Origin of the sequence: Plantibacter sp. Leaf314 (genome assembly GCF_001423185.1) — a bacterium.
Lineage (GTDB): Bacteria > Actinomycetota > Actinomycetes > Actinomycetales > Microbacteriaceae > Plantibacter.
This window is the reverse complement of the sequence record NZ_LMOB01000001.1, coordinates 2368398-2385364: the sequence shown is the minus strand read 5'-3', so window position 1 is coordinate 2385364 and position 16967 is coordinate 2368398. Positions and strand designations below refer to the sequence as shown.

The following is a 16967-nucleotide window of genomic DNA, read 5'->3' as shown; positions in this document are numbered from 1 at the left end:
CCCGGCGGAAGCCGTGACCTCCCGGTGCACCAGCACCCAGGTTCGTTTGGGGCGCCACCGTAGAATCGTGAGCGGACCACTCCGCCTGAGCGACGTGGTCCATCAGCCCATGACACGATCAAGCCGCCTCCCACGCCTCCTCAGCGCCCTCGCAGCAGCCGCGCTGTCGTTCGCCGTCGTGTCCTCCGGGCTCTTCTCGCCAGGGCCCCTCGCCGCTGCCGCGCCCCTGCAGACCGCTCATTCCGCTGCGACACCGGACGGCCTCGTGTCGGTCGAGGTGAGTCCGAGTGACGGGGGAGCGGTCGAGCAGTCCTCGATCACCTCCTTCGGCATCACCCTGACGAACGGCACCGACGACGACCTGCCGGCCGGCTCCCTCTCCCTGGCGGTCACCACCGCGCGCATCACCGGGACGGCAGCGCTCGACACGTGGCTCGACACCTCGGGTGCCGACGCGGCGACGACACCGACCGGGACGACCGTGGTGCGGACCATCGACATCCCGGAACTCATCGCCGGGCAGCAGTACGTCGTGAGCGGCCTCGACTTCACCCCGCCTGCGCTCGGGTTCGACGACGCGGACGCCTGGGGCTCCTACGGTGTCTCCGCCGGCTACACGGCCGGGGACACGGCCGCCGGAGGGCGGACGGCGTTGGTCTGGCGATCCCAGGGACAGCCCACCGCGGCCTCCGTGGCCCTCGTGGCCCCACTCACCGTCCCGATCAGCTACGGCGGGCTCCTCGACGCTGACGAGCTCACCGAACTCACCGAGGACGACGGCGCCCTCACCACCCAGCTCGACGCGTACTTCGGCGAGCAGATCGCCCTCGGCATCGATCCCCGGATCATCGCCTCCATCAGAGCGCTCGGCACCCGTGCACCCCAGGGCGCCGTGGCCTGGCTCGCCCGACTCGAGGCCGCACCGAACGAGACGTTCGCCCTTCAGTACGGCGACGCGGAACCCGCTGTCCAAGCCGAGGCCGGGCTCGGACAGCTGATGGCACCGACCTCGTTCGACTTCGCCCTGGACGTCGCGGACTTCCCTGCAGTGCAGCCCACCGACACCCCGACGCCGACCGACACACCGACCACCGACCCCGACGGCGTCCAGCCGAGCCCGCAGACCGTGCCGTCACCGGCGACGGCGACCGACGGCGCGTCCCCGACCGCCACGCCGTCCGACGGATCCACCCCGACACCGTCGCCCTCCGAGACACCCGCTCAACCTGTCCCGACCGTTCCGACGATGGCCGAGCTGCTCGAGTGGAGCTACACCCTCCCGAGCATCGTCTGGGCGGGCGGCGCGGTGTCCGACGCCGACCTCTCCGTCTTCACCGCGTCCGGTGGCGCGGTCGCGATGATCGACTCCGACAACACCTCCACGAGCGGCCAGACGCTCCGCGCGTCGGCGACGGCCGGGACCACACCGACCCTCCTGGTCGACCACGGCCTCGCCGACTCCTTGAGCGCCGCCGCCTCGGCGACGACGGACAGCGCGTTCCAGAACGCCATCGCGGACGTGAACGCCCGGGCCGCCGCCATCGGGACCGAGGGGTCGACGGGTGGAACGGTCGTCGCCGTCCTCCCGCGCGCCGTCGACGCTGCCCTCCCAGCCCTGGGCGACACGGTCAACGCACTCCGCTCGTTGCCGGCCACCTCCCGGACGCCCCTCGCGAGCACCCTCACGGAGCCGCCGACCGCGGTCACCCTCGGTGCGATGGCCCCGAACGACGACCGGGTGTCGGATGTCCGGGTCCTCCTCGACGACGAACGACTCGTCACCGAGTTCTCCTCCGTGTTGAACGACCCCGAGCTGTTGACCGGGCGTGAGCGCGCCACGCTGCTCTCCAGCCTCGCGGCCGGGTGGCTCCCCACGGCGGAGGGGTGGGGCGCCGCGGTCACCGCGCAACAGGAACGCACGGACACTGTCCTCGCATCGGTCCGCGTGACGGACAGCAGTCGCATCAACATGGTGGGCGGCGAGGTGTCGCTGCCGTTCGCGGTCCGGAACGACCTGCCGTACCCCGTCACCGTCGTGATGCAGGCGTCACCGAGCAACGGTCGCCTCAGCATCTCCGGGTCCGTCACGCAGGAGATCGCCGCGGATTCACGGGCCACCGTCCTCGTCCCCGTCCAGGCGCAGATCGGGAACGGTGACGCCACCCTCCGACTGCAACTGTTCAGCACGGGTGGTCAGGCCATCGGCGAGCAGTCGTTCGTCGGGGTGAACGTCCGCGCCGACTGGGAGGGCATCGGCGCCATCGTCCTCGCGCTGCTCGTCGCCCTGCTGTTCGTCAGCGGGGTGATCCGCATGGTGCTCAGCCGGCGGGCGAAGCGTCGTGCTCTCGCCGCTTCCGCGGGCGTCGCTCCGGACGACGATGAGCGTGCGGACGGAGAGCCCCCGGTAGAGTCGTCACCCGGACGACGGGAGACGAATGGCTGACGGCATCGGCAGGGCGAGCGCCCTCCTCGCCTCGGGGACGCTGGTCTCCCGGCTCCTCGGCTTCGTCAAGGCCATCCTGGTGGCACAGGCGATCGGTGTCGTCGTCATCGGTGACACCTTCGCCATCGCGAACCAGTTGCCGAACACCATCTACGTGATCATCGGCGGCGGTGTCCTGAGCGCCGTGCTCGTGCCGCAGATCGTCCGAGCCGGGATCCACGCCGACGGTGGCAACGCGTACATCAACAAGCTCGTGACGATCACCCTGGTGTTCATCGGCGGAGCCACGGCGGTGATCACGCTCCTGGCACCGGTCTTCGTGTTCATCGTCGCCGCCGCCCTGCCGCCGGAGCAGTTCGCGCTCGCGACGGCGTTCGCCTACTGGTGTCTCCCGCAGATCCTTCTCTACGCGCTGTACACCGTGCTCGGTGAGGTCCTCAACGCCCGCAAGATGTTCGGGCCGTTCACCTGGGCGCCCGTGCTCAACAACGTCATCGCGATCGCCGGCCTGATCGCCTTCATCGGCCTGTACGGCAGCGGCGATCTCGCCGTCCGCGAGTGGACCGACGGCCGGACGGTCCTGCTCGCCGGGTCCGCCACGCTCGGCGTCGTGGTCCAAGCCGCGTTCCTCATGCTCTTCTGGCGGAAGGCCGGGCTGCGCTTCCGGCCCGACTTCCAGTGGCGGGGCGTGGGACTCCGTGCCACCGGCCGGATCGCCAGCTGGACCTTCGGCATGCTGCTGCTGACGACCGGCGCGGGGATCATCGAGACCCAGATCGTCGCCTCCGTCAGTAACCAGGGGCCGTCCGTCGCGATCCTCAACTACGCGTGGCTGATCTTCATGCTCCCGCACTCGATCATCACCGTCTCCATCGCGACGGCGTACTTCACCCGCATGAGCGAGCACGCGCAGGGGACACGGGAGCACGGACGGGACATCCCTCGGCTCCAGGCCGACATCTCGGCCGCGATCCGCGTGGTGAGCGTCCTCATCGTCCTCGCAGCCGCCGTCATCATGGTCGTCGCCGTCCCCTTCGGCAGCGTGTTCGCCGAGACGTTCGAACAGGCGCAGGCCATGGGCGGCATCGTCATCGCCTTCGTCATCGGGCTCGTCCCGTTCTGCATCCTCTTCGTCCTGCAGCGTGCGTTCTACGCCCTCGGCGACACGAAGACCCCCTTCTTCTTCACCCTCTTCCAGACGCTGCTCTTCGTGCTGCTCGCGATCATCGTCATCCTCGTCCTCCCGGCTCACCTGGTCGGTGCCGGTGTCGCGCTCGCCATCACGATCGCGTGCGTCGCGCAGACCGTGGTCGCCGCACTGTTGCTCCGTCGTCGACTGGGTGGCCTCGACACCAAGCGGATCCTCCTCAGCCTGCTCCGGTACGTCGCGGCCGCCGTGCCGGCCGCAGCGGTCGGTGTCGTCGTCCTGCTGCTGTTGGGCGGCATCGGCGAGGAGGGGTTCACCACCGCGACGATCCCCGGGGCCATCATCACGATGGCCGTCGTCGGAGCCGTCATGGCCGCGGTCTACCTGGCCGTCCTGGCCCTGCTGCGGACGCCGGAACTGCAGGCCGCTCTGGCGCCCGTCCTGGCCCGCCTCGGCCGCTGATCACCGGGCAGGCGGGTCGGACTCATCACGCCCACCTGAGAGCTGTCCGAGGCCCTGCAGGGCCGGAATAGGCGCCGGTTAGGATGTGTTACACCACTCGGAAGCCCGGAACCCACCTGGTCCGGGAGTCCACGAACCACTGAGGAGCATCGTGCGTCAGGTCATCATCATCGGATCAGGACCCGCCGGCTACACGGCGGCGATCTACGCTGCGCGCGCCTCGTTGCAGCCGTTGCTCGTCGCGTCGTCGGTCGAGGCGGGCGGCGAACTCATGAACACCACCGAGATCGAGAACTTCCCGGGCTTCCCCGACGGCATCCAGGGCCCTGAGCTCATGATGAAGTTGCAGGAGCAGGCCGAGCGGTTCGGCACCGAGGTGCTCTACGACGACGTCACCGACCTCAAGCTCGATGGTGACGTGAAGACCGTCACCCTCGGCAACGGTCAGGTCCACGAGGCACACACCGTCATCTTCGCCACCGGTTCCGCGTACCGCAAGCTCGGACTGGCCGACGAGGAGCGTCTCTCCGGCCACGGCGTGTCCTGGTGCGCGACCTGCGACGGGTTCTTCTTCAAGGAGAAGACCATCGCGGTCATCGGTGGCGGCGACAGCGCGATGGAGGAGGCCACCTTCCTCACGCGCTTCGCGTCGAAGGTCTACGTCATCCACCGCAAGGACACGCTCCGCGCGTCGAAGATCATGCAGGACCGCGCTTTCGCGAACGACAAGATCGAGTTCATCTGGAACAGCGAGGTCGCGGGGATCACCGGCGCCGACGCGGTCGACGGCGTGACGCTGCGATCCACCACCGACGGCACCGAGACCCACCTGCCGCTGGGCGGCTTGTTCATCGCGATCGGCAACGACCCACGGACGCACCTCATCCACGGTCAGCTGGACCTCGCTCCCGAGGGCACCATTGCGGTCAAGGGTCGCTCGTCGAAGACCAACCTGCCCGGCGTCTTCGCCGCCGGCGACGTCATCGACCCCACCTACCGTCAGGCGATCACCGCTGCCGGCAGTGGCACCATCGCGGCCCTCGACGCGGAGCACTACCTCGCCGACCGCGAGCAGGCCGCGGGCGAGTCGTCCGCTATCGGCGAGGCTCAGACCGCTGGTCGCCCGCAGCCCTCCGACCCGGTCCTCGCCACCACCGTTTGATCGACCGCGCGCCCATCTCGACGCGCGCACCACGAAGGAGAACACTCATGTCAGATGCAGTCACCGAAGCAACGTTCGACGAGCTGGTCATCAACAGCGACAAGCCCGTCTTGGTCGACTTCTGGGCCGCCTGGTGCGGTCCGTGTCGCGCCGTCGGCCCGATCCTCGACACCATCGGCTCTGAGAACAGTGACAAGATCACCGTGCTCAAGCTGAACGTCGACGAGAACCCGAACCTCGCGATGAAGTACCAGATCACCTCCATCCCGGCCATGAAGGTCTTCAAGGGTGGCGAGGTCGTTCAGACCGTCATCGGCGCGAAGCCGAAGGCCGCCCTCGAGAAGGACCTCGCAGCTTTCATCGGCTGACCAGGAGATCCTTCTCGTTCAGAACCGCCCGACTCTCCGGAGTCGGGCGGTTCTTCGTTGGTGCGGGCCTCTTGGGTCGACGCTGACGAGACACAGCTGCAGCCCGAGGTTTCACGTGAAACCTCGACGTCGAACCACGTTTCATACCGTTGACCAGGGATTTGTCCCGATAGTCGACGCAGGGTGAAACGAGAGCAGTGGTGTGTCGATATCTCGTCTCATCCACGAACACGGGGACCGGTCGACTGACCGGTCCCCGTGTTTCACGTGAAACCTACTTAGGAGGACTGGCCGAATCCGGACTCGCCGAGCTCGCTGAGGATGCGGTTGAGGTCCGCGATCGTCGCGAACTCGACCACCATCTGGCCCTTCTTCGCGCCGAGCGTGACCTTCACCCGAGTGTTCAGTCGGTCGCCGAGTCGGTCCGCGATCTCGTCGAGCTGGCCACGGCGGGACCCGGCGATCGGCCGCGGCTTCTTCGCCTGGACGCCCTGAGCTGCGGCAGCTTCCGCCGCGCGAACGGAGAGGTCTTCGTTGACGATCTTGTCGGCGAGACGCTGCTGTGCTTCAGGGTCCGTCAGAGAGAGGATGGCCCGTGCGTGGCCGGCGCTCAGGACGCCCGCTGCGACGCGCTGCTGGACCGCTGCTGGCAGCTTGAGGAGACGGATGGTGTTGCTGATCTGCGGGCGCGAGCGGCCGATCCGGTTCGCGAGCTCGTCCTGGGTGATCCCGAAGTCCGCGAGGAGCTGCTGGTACGCAGAGGCTTCCTCCAGCGGGTTCAGCTCGGAGCGGTGAAGGTTCTCGAGGAGCGCATCACGGAGCATGTCCTCGTCCGCGGTGTCCTTGATGATCGCGGGGATCCGGTCGAGTCCGACCTCTTTCGAGGCCCGGAGGCGCCGCTCACCCATGATGAGCTCGTACTGCTCGTCGTCGCCGGGGATGGGGCGGACGACGATCGGCTGGAGTACACCGACCTCGCGGATGCTGGTCACGAGTTCGGCGAGGTGGTCCTCGTCAAACACGGTGCGCGGCTGGTTCGCGTTCGGGACGATGAGCGCGGGGGAGAGGTAGGCGAGCCGCGCGCCGGGGACGGCGACGAGCTGTGGGCCCTCGGATGGGGTCGCCTCTGACGACGGTGCCTGAGGCTCGGCGGCCGCAGCAGCAGCGTCGGCAGCGGCGGTAGCGGCGTCCTTCGCGGCCTTCCGAGCCGTCCCCTGGTTGTCGGGGAAGAACACGTCGACGGGACGGTTCGCCTGAGTATCGGAGCTCGTGGTCGGGATGAGGGCACCGATTCCGCGGCCGAGTCCGGTTCGTTTCGTTGCCATCAGTGACTGACTCCCTCAGGGTGGTTCGTATCGGGTGATGCGTGCTGCTGTGCGGCCCAGCGATTCGCTATCTCGGCAGCGGCCTCGAGGTAGGACACCGCACCAAGCGACGTCGGGTCGTAGCTGATGACGCTCTGCCCGAAGCTGGGCGCCTCCGAGATGCGCACGGCGCGGGGGATGATGGACTCCAGGACCTGACCGGTGAAGTGGTCGCGGACATCCTGAGCGACCTGCTGCGCGAGGTTGGTGCGGCCGTCGTACATCGTGAGCAAGATGGTGCTCACAGCCAGACCGGGATTTAGATGGCGCTGGATCAACTGGATGCTGCTCAACAACTGACTGAGCCCCTCCAGCGCGTAGTACTCGCACTGGATCGGGATGAGCACCTCCTTCGCCGCGACGAACGCGTTGATCGTGAGGAGGCCGAGCGACGGCGGGCAATCGATCAGGACGTAGTGGAACGGCTCCTCGGCGTCCTGGATGAACTGCTCGAGCGCAGTACGCAGTCGGTGCTCACGAGCCACCTGAGAGACCAGCTCGATCTCGGCGCCGGCCAGGTGGATGGTGGAGGGGGCACAGAAGAGGGTGGGGAACTCGGGGCTCTGCTGCACCACGTCGGCGAGCGGGAAGTCGTCGATCAGGACGTCGTACACGCTGGGCACGTCCGAGTGGTGCTCCACACCCAGCGCCGTGGACGCGTTCCCCTGCGGGTCGAGGTCGATGACGAGCACCCGGGCCCCTGAGCGGGCGAGAGCCGCACCGATGTTGACCGTCGTTGTCGTCTTGCCGACTCCGCCCTTCTGGTTGGAAACCGTGAACACCCGGGTGTGGTCTGGAGTCGGCAGCGTCGCAGTAGCCAAGGCTTTGCGCCTCTCAGTCAGATGGTGGAGTTCGCGAGCCAGGGGAGTCGATGCATCGAAGGCGCTACCAACGGAGTCGCGCGCGGATGCTGCGGAATGCGTTGGTTCGGGTTGTTTCACGTGAAACCTTCTCGCTCGAAACGTGTTCTTCAACCGTACCAGCGCAGGCTGACGCGGGAGACGGGGATCTGCCACGAGCGCGACGGATCCGAGGGTGTCGGGCGATGGACTTCGGGCGCATTCTCCGCCGTGGGCTCTCCGAGGGATCGATACCGCCGGCACCGGCGCACGTCAGGGCGTGAGTTGTGCACACACTTATCCACAGGCGCTCCCGAGGCTTGACGGCATTCTGGCGTTCACTGAATCTCGGCCGCTGTCGCTCCGACGACACCGGACCGATCGCCTTGCTCGGCGACCGCCCGAGCTGGGTGGCTCCTCGCTCGCGGGACGAGTGCTCGATGGATCCGCGGAAACATGCGGATTTTCGGGCCGTACGGCTGGTCCTGGACGAGCACCGACACTCAACCACCCCCGGCAGACAGTGCCCTCATCGACGACCCGCCAATGGATGCGCGAGCAGAAACGGGAGATGAAGGCCGACGAACCGTGCCAGCTGCCGCAAACTGTCCACAGAGTTATCCACAGAGAGCAGCCGCTCGAGTCGGCAGTGGATCATTGCGAACGGCGCGTGCGTTCCGCGCCAGTGTTTCACGTGGAACATCGCGATGTCCTGCCAACCCAAGCGCACTCAGAACGTCCCCCGCGACACCGGTGGCCGCCCGGACCCGGCCGGATGCCCCCCTCCGAACGGACGCGGTCCCGCACTCCTCGCGAGTCGCGAGGAGGCGCAGTTGTGGCGGCGCCAAGAGTACAGCCAGCGTGGTGTAGACCTACCGAGGCCTATCCGACGCGGCGTACCTCAGCACCGCACCATGGTTTCACGTGAAACGCGACGCGCCTCGCGAACCTGCTCATCGACGGGCCGCAGTCCGCCTACGCCGGAGGTCTGTTCCGCGGCATGGCGGATCCTCTCCATGGCCAGACATCCACTGGCGGCGGTCCTCTTCTCATCGCTGCGCAGACCGCACGCCTCATGCGCAGACGGGAAGTTCAGCGGCTAGGTCGTGCTGCGTCCACGGCGCCCTCCGCTGGAGCCGAGACACGCCGCTCATCAACGTATTGGAGCAACGCCACCGCCCGGCGTTGTCACCGTACCGACGGCAACATATACACGCGGGTCGACGGTGTTTCACGTGAAACACCAACTCCGCGCACGGGTTGATGCCCTTACCCCTGAATACCAATGGTGTTCGCGGCTGAGCGACGCTCGGCCTGGCGCGGTGCAAGCCGGTCCCGAGTGAAGGGAGCGCGCTCAGTTCCTCCAGGACTGCGAGGACCGGGAGACGTCAGCGGCTGGCTCCCTCAGCGACGCCGGCTGTTCCGGACTCGCCATTCGCGCACCGTGGGAACCGCCAGGTGCGCTTCGGTCCAGGCTCCGCGCCGACGTGGGTCGGAGACCGATCTGTGGTGTTCACGGGCTCTGTCCACCGTGTGGTGTCTCGCCCTGAGTCTCAGTTGGATCAAGACGGACCTCCGGGGCGTTCCGCCGCGCGCGCGATGTGCCGTTTCACGTGAAACATGCCTCAGACTCACCTGTGTGGACGAGATCCGTGTCCAACGCGATCAACGTGCCGTGCTTGACCACGTTTCACGTGAAACCCGCCGCGGTCCGGCTCTTCAGCTGCTCGGACAACGAGTTACGGCATCCTGTCACACTGCGGACAACCGCTCCGTGCTCCGTCGGCGGAGGCTTGCGCGTAAACATGCCGGTGAAGCAGCTGATGTGTCACGGCAGGCTGTTGCGAGAATGCACTCACGGGTGGCCGGCTGCGGTCAATACACTTCGGCATCAGCATTCTCACCTCCCAGCTGACGCGATGCACCGCAGGGATTCGACCGGCACCGAGCACCTGCCCGGCGCTTCGCAACGCGTGGCTTCCGCGGTGGGGGACGGCGTCAGCGGGCCTCGAGATGCACCGCACTCGCAGCCCGCCCATGACGACGAATCGCGGCCGCGTGGTCAACCGAACCGGCCCTCGATGAGTGTCCAGGGTGACACATCGGGCCTCGTGGAGCTGGGAGAGCCCGCCCTCGGCCGGCCGCCGACAGCCGACATCGACCGGCGCTGTCGGTTGGAACCACGTGCGTCACCAGCTCTCGGCGTGGCGAACTCCGATGCTGACATGGATCGGCTGTGCGCGACTCGCTCCCGGGGGAGTGGTCTCGACCCGCCCACCGATTGATCCCGCGAGAACCAGAGCGCGATCACCCGAGGAGAACGTCGTCAGACGGGCACACACATTCGAGGAAGGGGCGACGTAGACCTACAGCCGCTCGCCGCGCGTGCGGACAGGAACACGAATCGTGATCACCGACGGTGAGGGTCGCGGTTGAGCTCCTCCGCCCCATCACCGTCGGATCATGACGTCCTCGCCAGGACAAGCGGCTGCTCGGTATCTGGCCAGAGCACATCGCACCAAACGGCCGCGGCTCTATCTGAAATCCTTTATATCAGCACCAACGGGTGCCGAATCGACCCAAAACAGGGTGTCATCAGTCGCCGAAACCGAGGAAATCGGTGCCTGATTCGACCGGACAATCGCTCCTGACGAACTCAGGCGCCCCAATCGGCACCCGCCGGCAGGTGGCGTTCGTCAGGAACGATTCTCCTGGGGAGCCCACATCGGCTCGATTGCGGCGCCGTGAGGTGTTGCCGGAGGATTCGTCCCCTTGGCAGACCAATTCAGCCGCGGACGGTGCCCAGGATCACTCGTGTCGGCTCGGCCAGTACACCCTCGCCGAGCGTGCGTACTTCGACGCCCGACACCTTGTACTTGCGCAGCTCCTTCGCCGACGCATCGACCTCGGCTTGTGCGCCGGCGCCCTTCATCAGCACGAGCTCGCCGCCGTCGCGAAGCAGAGGAGCGGTGAGCGGCAACAACTTGCGGAGCGCGCTGACCGCGCGAGCCGTCACCTGGTCGAGCTGCTGAGTGAGTCGGACCTCTTCAGCCCTCGCCCGCACGACCTCGACGTTGCGCAATCCGAGCGCCCCCACCTGATCGTTCAACCAGGCGACGCGACGCTCCATCGGCTCGATGAGGACGAAGTCGACATCAGGTCGTGCGATCGCCAGGACCAGTCCGGGAAGCCCGGCGCCTGTGCCGACATCGCCGACTCGTCCGGGACGAAGCAACGGTGCAACGATCACGCTGTTCAGAATGTGTCTCGTCCACAACCGGGGAAGCTCGAGCGGCCCGATGAGTCCGAGCGGCTCGCCGTGGGTCGCGAGGTTCGCCGCGAACGAGCGGCCGACCTCGATCTGGTCGCCGAACAGGAGCGCGGCCTCGGCAGGTTCTGGCTCGAGGCCGGCAGCGTCGTGTGCGTCAGTCATCGGAGTTTCACGTGAAACGCGAGCGTCAGCCGCGCGTGATGACGGTGTGGCGATCGCGTCCCTCGCCGTGCGATTCGGACACGAACCCACGAGCAGAGACGATGTCGTGCACCAGCTTGCGCTCGTAGCTCGACATCGGAGGAAGTGCCGCCTCGGTCGATCCGGCTTCGATCCGCTCGACAGCCCGCTCGACGAGAGCACCGAGCTCCTGCTGACGTGCCTCGCGGGACCCACCGATGTCGAGGATGAGGCGTGAGAACCCACCCGTGCGGTTCTGCACAGCGAGACGCGTCAGCTCCTGCAACGCGTTCACGGTGTCGGGGCGGGAGAGCAGACGGAGGTTGCTCTCGGTGGGGGAGTCGATCGACACGTAGGCGCGACCGTTCCGGGCATCGATGTCGATGTCACCGTCGATGTCGCAGATGTCGAGGAACTCCTCGATGTAGTCCGCCGCAACGTCGCCCTCTTCTTCGAGCTGGCTGATCGTGGGGGCGTCTTCGTCCTGGGCTACGGCCAGTTCCTGGTCAGTCACCGATACTCCTACTTGTCTCGTCCGTCGGACTGCTGCTTCTTGGCGCGTGCCTTGCCCATGGGCTGCTGACGCTGCGCCGGGACCTTCTTCTCCGGCACGGGGGCCTCGGAGATCGAGATGACGTCACCGTTCGGCGTCATCAGCTTGCCCTTGCGGGCGAGGCGTTCCTCGCGAGCCTTCGCCGCGTCGGATCCGGGCGTCGGCATGTTCCGGATGACGAGGAACTGCTGCACCATCGTCCAGGCGTTCGAGGTCAGCCAGTAGAACATGACGCCGAGCGGGAACGCGAAACCGGAGAAGAGGAAGACGAACGGGAGGATGTAGAGGAGGATGCGCTGCTGCTTGAACTGCGGGCTGGCCTTCGTCTCGGCGGACATGTTCTTCGAGACGATCTGCAGCTGGGTGATGAACTGCGAGGCGCACATCAGGATGACCATGACCGCGGCGATGATGACGACGGCCCAGTTGACCGGGTTGCCCGCCAGGGCGGCCTGCATGCTGGTGTGCAGGGGGGCGATGCCGAAGAGGTTCGCGTCGCCGAACTGCACGGCGAGCGTCTCGTTCAGTGGACCGACGCCGGCCTTGCTCTTCTGGGCGTCGTTCAGCACCGAGAACAGCGCGAAGAAGATCGGCATCTGGACCAGGAGGGGCAGACATCCGCTCACGGGGGAGGTGCCGTGCTTCTTGTAGAGCTCCATGGTCTCGCGGGACATGGCCTCGCGGCTGGCCTGGTCGCGCTTGCCCTTGTACTTCTCCTGCACCTTCTTCATCTGCGGTGCGATCTCGAGCATCTTGCGCTGGCTCTTGATCTGCTTGATGAACAGGGGGATGAGCGCCGCACGGACGACGAGGACGAGGCCGACGATCGAGAGGACCCAGGTCAGGCCGGCCGCCGGGTCGAGTCCGATGGCCGTCCACAGCAGGTGCCAACCCACGAGAAGCAGCTCGACCGCCCACTTGAGCGGCCAGAGAATTGTGCCGATGATGTCCATAGGTGCGGGTCAGCCCTTTCCGTGGCTCGGTTGCACTACAAATCCGTGAGGCGTGACGCTGTAGCGGAAGTTCTTCTTGGGAGGGACCTCGTCGAAGCGCGGTGCCGCCCACGGGTGGCAGCGCGCGATCCGCGCTGCGGCCAGACCTGCGCCGACGACGACGCCGTGCTGTTGCACCGCTCCCAGAGCGTACGCGGAGCAGCTGGGGTAATACCGGCAGACGTCGCCGTAGAGCGGCGACACGGTGGCTCGATACCCGCGAAGCGCCAACACCGCGGCATTGCGGGGCGCGAGACAGGCAGCAGCGAGAACACCGTTCATCGGCGTGCATCCGTCGGAAGCGGGGTGACGCCTCGCTTGGCGAACGCGCGGTCGAGCTCGTCGTGGAGCGCGGCGAAGGGCGCGGTCGCGGCCGACGGCAGCGCACGGATGACGACGTCGCTCCCGCGGGCAGCGGAATCGACGCTGTCGTGGCAGATGGCCTTGAGGCGCCGTCTGACGAGATTGCGTGTCACTGCGTTTCCGACCGTTTTCGCAACGATGAACCCGAAGCGCGGCTGTCCGCCCTTCGGGTTCATGCGTACGTAGGTGACCGTGTGCTCGCCGACGAACCGGGATCCGCGACGGACTACCCCTCGGTAGTCGTCACCGGAGGTGATCCGGCTCGCACGCTCGAGCACGACGGCTCTACGCGGAGAGTTCGGTGCGGCCCTTGGCGCGACGAGCCGACAGGATGCCACGGCCGGCACGCGTGCGCATGCGCAGACGGAAGCCGTGCTTCTTGGCGCGACGGCGGTTGTTCGGCTGGAAGGTTCTCTTGCTCATAATTACGATCTCCGGATCATGACCAACCACTGCACAGGTGGCAGCAGGGTACGGAAGGGTGCCCGTGGGCAGAAGTCAACTGATTCAAACTACGGGGTCGACGGTCGAAGGTCAAACCAGGTGCGGCCAAACGACTGATTATCCACAGGATTCCCAGAAATTGTAGCAGTGACACGCAGGCCCGCCGTACAGTGATTTGGGCCTGGGGCGACGTGTTGTTAGCGTGAGTCCCCGGGTTATGCACAGCGTGTGGATAGCACCGTGTTCAGCCCCGCATACTCAGGGGAGAGCCTGTGGATGAACCTGTGAGTATGTGTGGGGAGAACTATGTCGGACGCCGACGATGCGATCGCTGAGACCTGGCAGTCGGTGCTCGGGATCCTCTCCGTCGACGACCGCATCACCCCGCCGCTGCGAGGATTCCTGAACCTCATCGTGCCCAAGGGCATCATGGGCGGCACCTTCTACCTCGAGGTCCCGAACGAGTTCACGATGGGGATGCTGAACCAGCGCATGCGCGCGCCCATCCTCGCCGCCCTCGGTTCCATCGTCGACGGCGGCCCGGTCAGCAACTACGCGATCGTCGTCAACCCCGACATCGTCGAGGAGCGCTACGAGCAGGCCGGCTTCCAGCACATCGATCCGGCGCCACTGGAATCGCCGCAGCCTCAGCTGACCCCGACACCGACCCTGCCCGCGCGGGAGAACGACACCCGGCTCAACCCGAAGTACAGCTTCGACAACTTCGTCATCGGTCAGTCCAACCGGTTCGCGCACGCGGCCGCCGTCGCGGTGGCCGAGGCACCGGCGAAGGCCTACAACCCGCTCTTCGTCTACGGCGACTCCGGCCTCGGCAAGACGCACCTCCTCCACGCCATCGGCCACTACGCGATGAACCTGTACGCCGGCATCCGCGTGCGGTACGTCTCTAGCGAGGAGTTCACGAACGACTTCATCAACTCGATCGCGAACAACCGCGGATCCTTCTTCCAGTCGCGGTATCGGGACATCGACATCCTCCTGATCGACGACATCCAGTTCCTCCAGGGCAAGGCGGAGACGCAGGAGGCGTTCTTCCACACCTTCAACACCCTGCACGACCACAACAAGCAGGTCGTCATCACGAGCGACCTGCCGCCCAAGGCGCTGACCGGATTCGAGGAGCGCATGCGGTCGCGCTTCGAGTGGGGTCTCATCACCGACGTCCAGGCGCCCGACCTCGAGACGCGTATCGCCATCCTGCGCAAGAAGGCGCAGAACGAGAAGCTGCACATCCCGGACGAGGTGCTCGAGTTCATCGCGACGAAGGTGTCGAGCAACATCCGCGAGCTCGAGGGCACCCTGATCCGTGTGGTCGCCTTCGCGAGCCTGAACCGGACGGCGGTCGACATGACGCTGGCCCAGACGGTCCTGAAGGACGTCATCAGCCTCGACGACGACAACGTCATCTCGCCGATCGACATCATCAACACGACCGCGGACTACTTCAAGCTCTCGGTCGACGACCTGTACGGCTCGAGTCGTTCGCAGGCCGTCGCGACGGCACGCCAGATCGCGATGTACCTGTGCCGCGAGCTGACCAACCTGTCCCTGCCCAAGATCGGCCAGCTGTTCGGCAACCGCGACCACACGACGGTCATGTACGCCAACCGGAAGATCACGGACCTCATGCAGGAGAAGCGCTCGATCTACAACCAGGTCACCGAGCTCACGAGCCGCATCAAGCAGAACCTCCGCTACGGCTCCTGAATCCCGCATCCGTCCTGACGCGTCCTGATGAACGTTTCCGGCCTCTCGACACCCATGACGGGCTCGAGGGGCCGTTTTCGTTCATCAGGCGTCGACGAGCACGACTCCGGAGCTCGGATCGACATCGGATCTCTCCACATTCCGCCGTCCCAGCCCTGTGGATAACCTGTGGAGAGATGTGGAAGCATCGGACCACCTTGTGAGTGAACAGCATTCACCGGCACTCGAGTCCCACACACCCGCGGAGCTCTCTCCACAGGCCGCCACCAAGTTACACACATGTAGTTCCCTGTGTTCGAGCGGGTTCGGGCGACTTATCCACAGTTTCCACACCGGTTAAGACTGTTAACCGTTAATTCAATGATCTCTCCGGCAAACAACCTTTCCCCAGGCTCGCTTCTCCACAGCCGCGACGCCACTCGACGCCGGAGGCCGACCCACTAGCATTGGTGACGTCATCGAGAGCCAGAGACAGGGGACTTGTCGTGCGATTCAGCGTCAACCGGGATGTATTCAGCGAAGCCGTCTCGTTCGCAGTGAAGCTGCTCCCGCAGCGCCCGACGCTGCCGATCCTCAACGGCATCCTCATCGAAGCCGGCGACGACGGTCTCATCCTGTCCTCGTTCGACTACGAGGTCTCGAGCCAGACCGGCATCGCAGCCGAGGTCGAGGAGTCCGGTACCGCGCTCGTCAACGGCCGCCTGCTCTCCGAGATCGCCAGCCGACTCCCCAACGCGCCGGTCCGGTTCAGCAAGGTCGAGAACCGCATCGAGGTCACCTGCGGTTCCGCACGGTTCACGCTCGGTTCGATGCCCGTCGAGGAGTACCCGACGATCCCTCAGGTCGACGCGGAGTTCGGGCTCGTCCCAGCCGACGAGTTCGCGACCGCAGTGAGCCAGGTCGCCGTCGCGGCGAGCCGCGACGACGTCACCCCGGTCATCACCGGCGTGCAGCTGGAGGTCTCGAAGACGAGCCTCAGCCTCGTCGCCACCGACCGGTATCGGGTCGCGGTCCGCGAGATCGACTGGGACTCCGGTCAGGGCGACGGATCCAGCGAGACGGTCACGGCGCTCGTGCCCGCCCGCACCCTGCAGGAGGTCGGCAAGACCTTCGGGCACAGCGGCAACATCAACGTCGCGATCACGAATCGCGACGACCGCGAGCTCATCGCGTTCCGGGCCGACCGCAAGACGGTCACCTCGCTCCTGATCAAGGGCAACTTCCCGCCGGTCAAGCGACTCTTCCCCGAGACGACGGACAACTACGCGATCATCAACACCGCGGAACTCATCGAGGCGACCCGACGCATGTCGCTGGTCCTCGAGCGCGAAGCGGCCCTCCGCTTCACCTTCACCATCGACGGGCTCACGCTCGAGGCCGTCGGATCCGAGCAGGCGCAGGCATCGGAAGGCATCGACGCCCTCCTCACCGGCGACGACATCGTGCTCTCCCTGAAGCCGCAGTTCCTGATCGACGGTCTGACCGCGGTCCGGAGCGAGTACGTGCGCTTCTCGTTCACCAAGACGGAGAACACGAACAAGCCGGGACCCATGCTCATCACGAGCCAATCCTCCAAGGATCAGCCGGGTGCCGACAGCTACAAGTACCTGCTGCAGCCGAACCTGCTGCTGCGCTGACACGCAAAGGATTT

The 16967-nt window shown here is 66.3% G+C and carries 14 protein-coding genes; 6 read left to right on the top strand and 8 right to left on the bottom strand.

Annotated elements, in window-relative coordinates; translation table 11 throughout:
- Positions 1-109: 109 nt before the first annotated feature.
- The 4 genes from ASF68_RS11235 to trxA all read left to right on the top strand — a co-directional run bounded on the left by ASF68_RS11235 (position 110) and on the right by trxA (position 5582).
- On the top strand, positions 110-2443 hold the full coding sequence (locus ASF68_RS11235; protein ID WP_056010234.1) for a DUF6049 family protein: 2334 nt from the start codon (positions 110-112) through the stop codon (positions 2441-2443).
- Complete coding sequence (gene murJ / locus ASF68_RS11230; protein WP_056010232.1) at positions 2436-4052, top strand: murein biosynthesis integral membrane protein MurJ; 1617 nt, start codon at positions 2436-2438, stop codon at positions 4050-4052. The genes ASF68_RS11235 and murJ overlap by 8 nt, the downstream gene beginning before the upstream one ends.
- Before the next feature lie 151 nt (positions 4053-4203).
- Positions 4204-5214 carry a thioredoxin-disulfide reductase gene (trxB, locus tag ASF68_RS11225; protein ID WP_056010230.1) on the top strand — a complete coding sequence of 337 codons (1011 nt, stop codon included), beginning with the start codon at positions 4204-4206 and terminating at the stop codon, positions 5212-5214.
- A 47-nt stretch (positions 5215-5261) separates the two neighbouring features.
- Positions 5262-5582, top strand: a complete 321-nt coding sequence (gene trxA, locus ASF68_RS11220; RefSeq protein ID WP_056010228.1) for a thioredoxin — start codon at positions 5262-5264, stop codon at positions 5580-5582.
- Between the two features lie 278 nt (positions 5583-5860).
- On the opposite strand, the gene ASF68_RS11215 is transcribed toward trxA, so the two are convergent.
- From ASF68_RS11215 to rpmH, 8 genes are all read right to left on the bottom strand, one after another.
- Complete coding sequence (locus ASF68_RS11215) at positions 5861-6907, bottom strand: ParB/RepB/Spo0J family partition protein (RefSeq protein ID WP_056010226.1); 1047 nt, start codon at positions 6905-6907, stop codon at positions 5861-5863.
- On the bottom strand, positions 6907-7809 hold the full coding sequence (locus ASF68_RS11210) for a ParA family protein (protein ID WP_056011832.1): 903 nt from the start codon (positions 7807-7809) through the stop codon (positions 6907-6909). Before ASF68_RS11210 ends, ASF68_RS11215 begins: the two co-directional genes overlap by 1 nt.
- Before the next feature lie 2761 nt (positions 7810-10570).
- Positions 10571-11218 (bottom strand): 16S rRNA (guanine(527)-N(7))-methyltransferase RsmG, encoded by a 648-nt coding sequence (rsmG, locus tag ASF68_RS11205; protein WP_056010224.1) that lies wholly within the window; start codon positions 11216-11218, stop codon positions 10571-10573.
- Between the two features lie 25 nt (positions 11219-11243).
- Positions 11244-11750: a R3H domain-containing nucleic acid-binding protein gene (locus ASF68_RS11200; protein ID WP_056010222.1), complete on the bottom strand. Its 507-nt coding sequence runs from the start codon at positions 11748-11750 to the stop codon at positions 11244-11246.
- Between the two features lie 8 nt (positions 11751-11758).
- Positions 11759-12742, bottom strand: coding sequence for a membrane protein insertase YidC (gene yidC / locus ASF68_RS11195; protein ID WP_056010221.1), 984 nt, complete (start codon positions 12740-12742; stop codon positions 11759-11761).
- A gap of 9 nt (positions 12743-12751) precedes the next feature.
- Complete coding sequence (gene yidD, locus ASF68_RS18490; RefSeq protein ID WP_082456005.1) at positions 12752-13063, bottom strand: membrane protein insertion efficiency factor YidD; 312 nt, start codon at positions 13061-13063, stop codon at positions 12752-12754.
- Positions 13060-13422: a ribonuclease P protein component gene (rnpA, locus tag ASF68_RS11190; protein WP_056010219.1), complete on the bottom strand. Its 363-nt coding sequence runs from the start codon at positions 13420-13422 to the stop codon at positions 13060-13062. The genes yidD and rnpA overlap by 4 nt, the downstream gene beginning before the upstream one ends.
- Before the next feature lie 7 nt (positions 13423-13429).
- Positions 13430-13567, bottom strand: a complete 138-nt coding sequence (rpmH, locus tag ASF68_RS11185; RefSeq protein WP_056010217.1) for a 50S ribosomal protein L34 — start codon at positions 13565-13567, stop codon at positions 13430-13432.
- A gap of 327 nt (positions 13568-13894) precedes the next feature.
- Here rpmH and dnaA point away from each other — a divergent pair, with 327 nt between their 5' ends.
- The gene (gene dnaA, locus ASF68_RS11180; RefSeq protein ID WP_056010215.1) at positions 13895-15316 is read left to right on the top strand and encodes a chromosomal replication initiator protein DnaA; all 1422 of its coding nucleotides are present in this window, start codon (positions 13895-13897) and stop codon (positions 15314-15316) included.
- A 485-nt stretch (positions 15317-15801) separates the two neighbouring features.
- A complete protein-coding gene (gene dnaN / locus ASF68_RS11175; protein ID WP_056010213.1) occupies positions 15802-16953 on the top strand; it encodes a DNA polymerase III subunit beta in 1152 nt (383 codons plus the stop codon).
- The last annotated feature ends 14 nt before the right edge of the window (positions 16954-16967 follow it).

Coding starts and splice junctions, on each gene's coding strand:
- rpmH (WP_056010217.1), bottom strand. CDS start 13,567: ATGAGCAAGAGAACCTTCCAGCCGAACAACCGCCGTCGCGCCAAGAAG.
- ASF68_RS11235 (WP_056010234.1), top strand. CDS start 110: ATGACACGATCAAGCCGCCTCCCACGCCTCCTCAGCGCCCTCGCAGCA.
- yidC (WP_056010221.1), bottom strand. CDS start 12,742: ATGGACATCATCGGCACAATTCTCTGGCCGCTCAAGTGGGCGGTCGAG.
- dnaA (WP_056010215.1), top strand. CDS start 13,895: ATGTCGGACGCCGACGATGCGATCGCTGAGACCTGGCAGTCGGTGCTC.
- trxA (WP_056010228.1), top strand. CDS start 5,262: ATGTCAGATGCAGTCACCGAAGCAACGTTCGACGAGCTGGTCATCAAC.
- yidD (WP_082456005.1), bottom strand. CDS start 13,063: ATGAACGGTGTTCTCGCTGCTGCCTGTCTCGCGCCCCGCAATGCCGCG.
- rsmG (WP_056010224.1), bottom strand. CDS start 11,218: ATGACTGACGCACACGACGCTGCCGGCCTCGAGCCAGAACCTGCCGAG.
- ASF68_RS11215 (WP_056010226.1), bottom strand. CDS start 6,907: ATGGCAACGAAACGAACCGGACTCGGCCGCGGAATCGGTGCCCTCATC.
- murJ (WP_056010232.1), top strand. CDS start 2,436: ATGGCTGACGGCATCGGCAGGGCGAGCGCCCTCCTCGCCTCGGGGACG.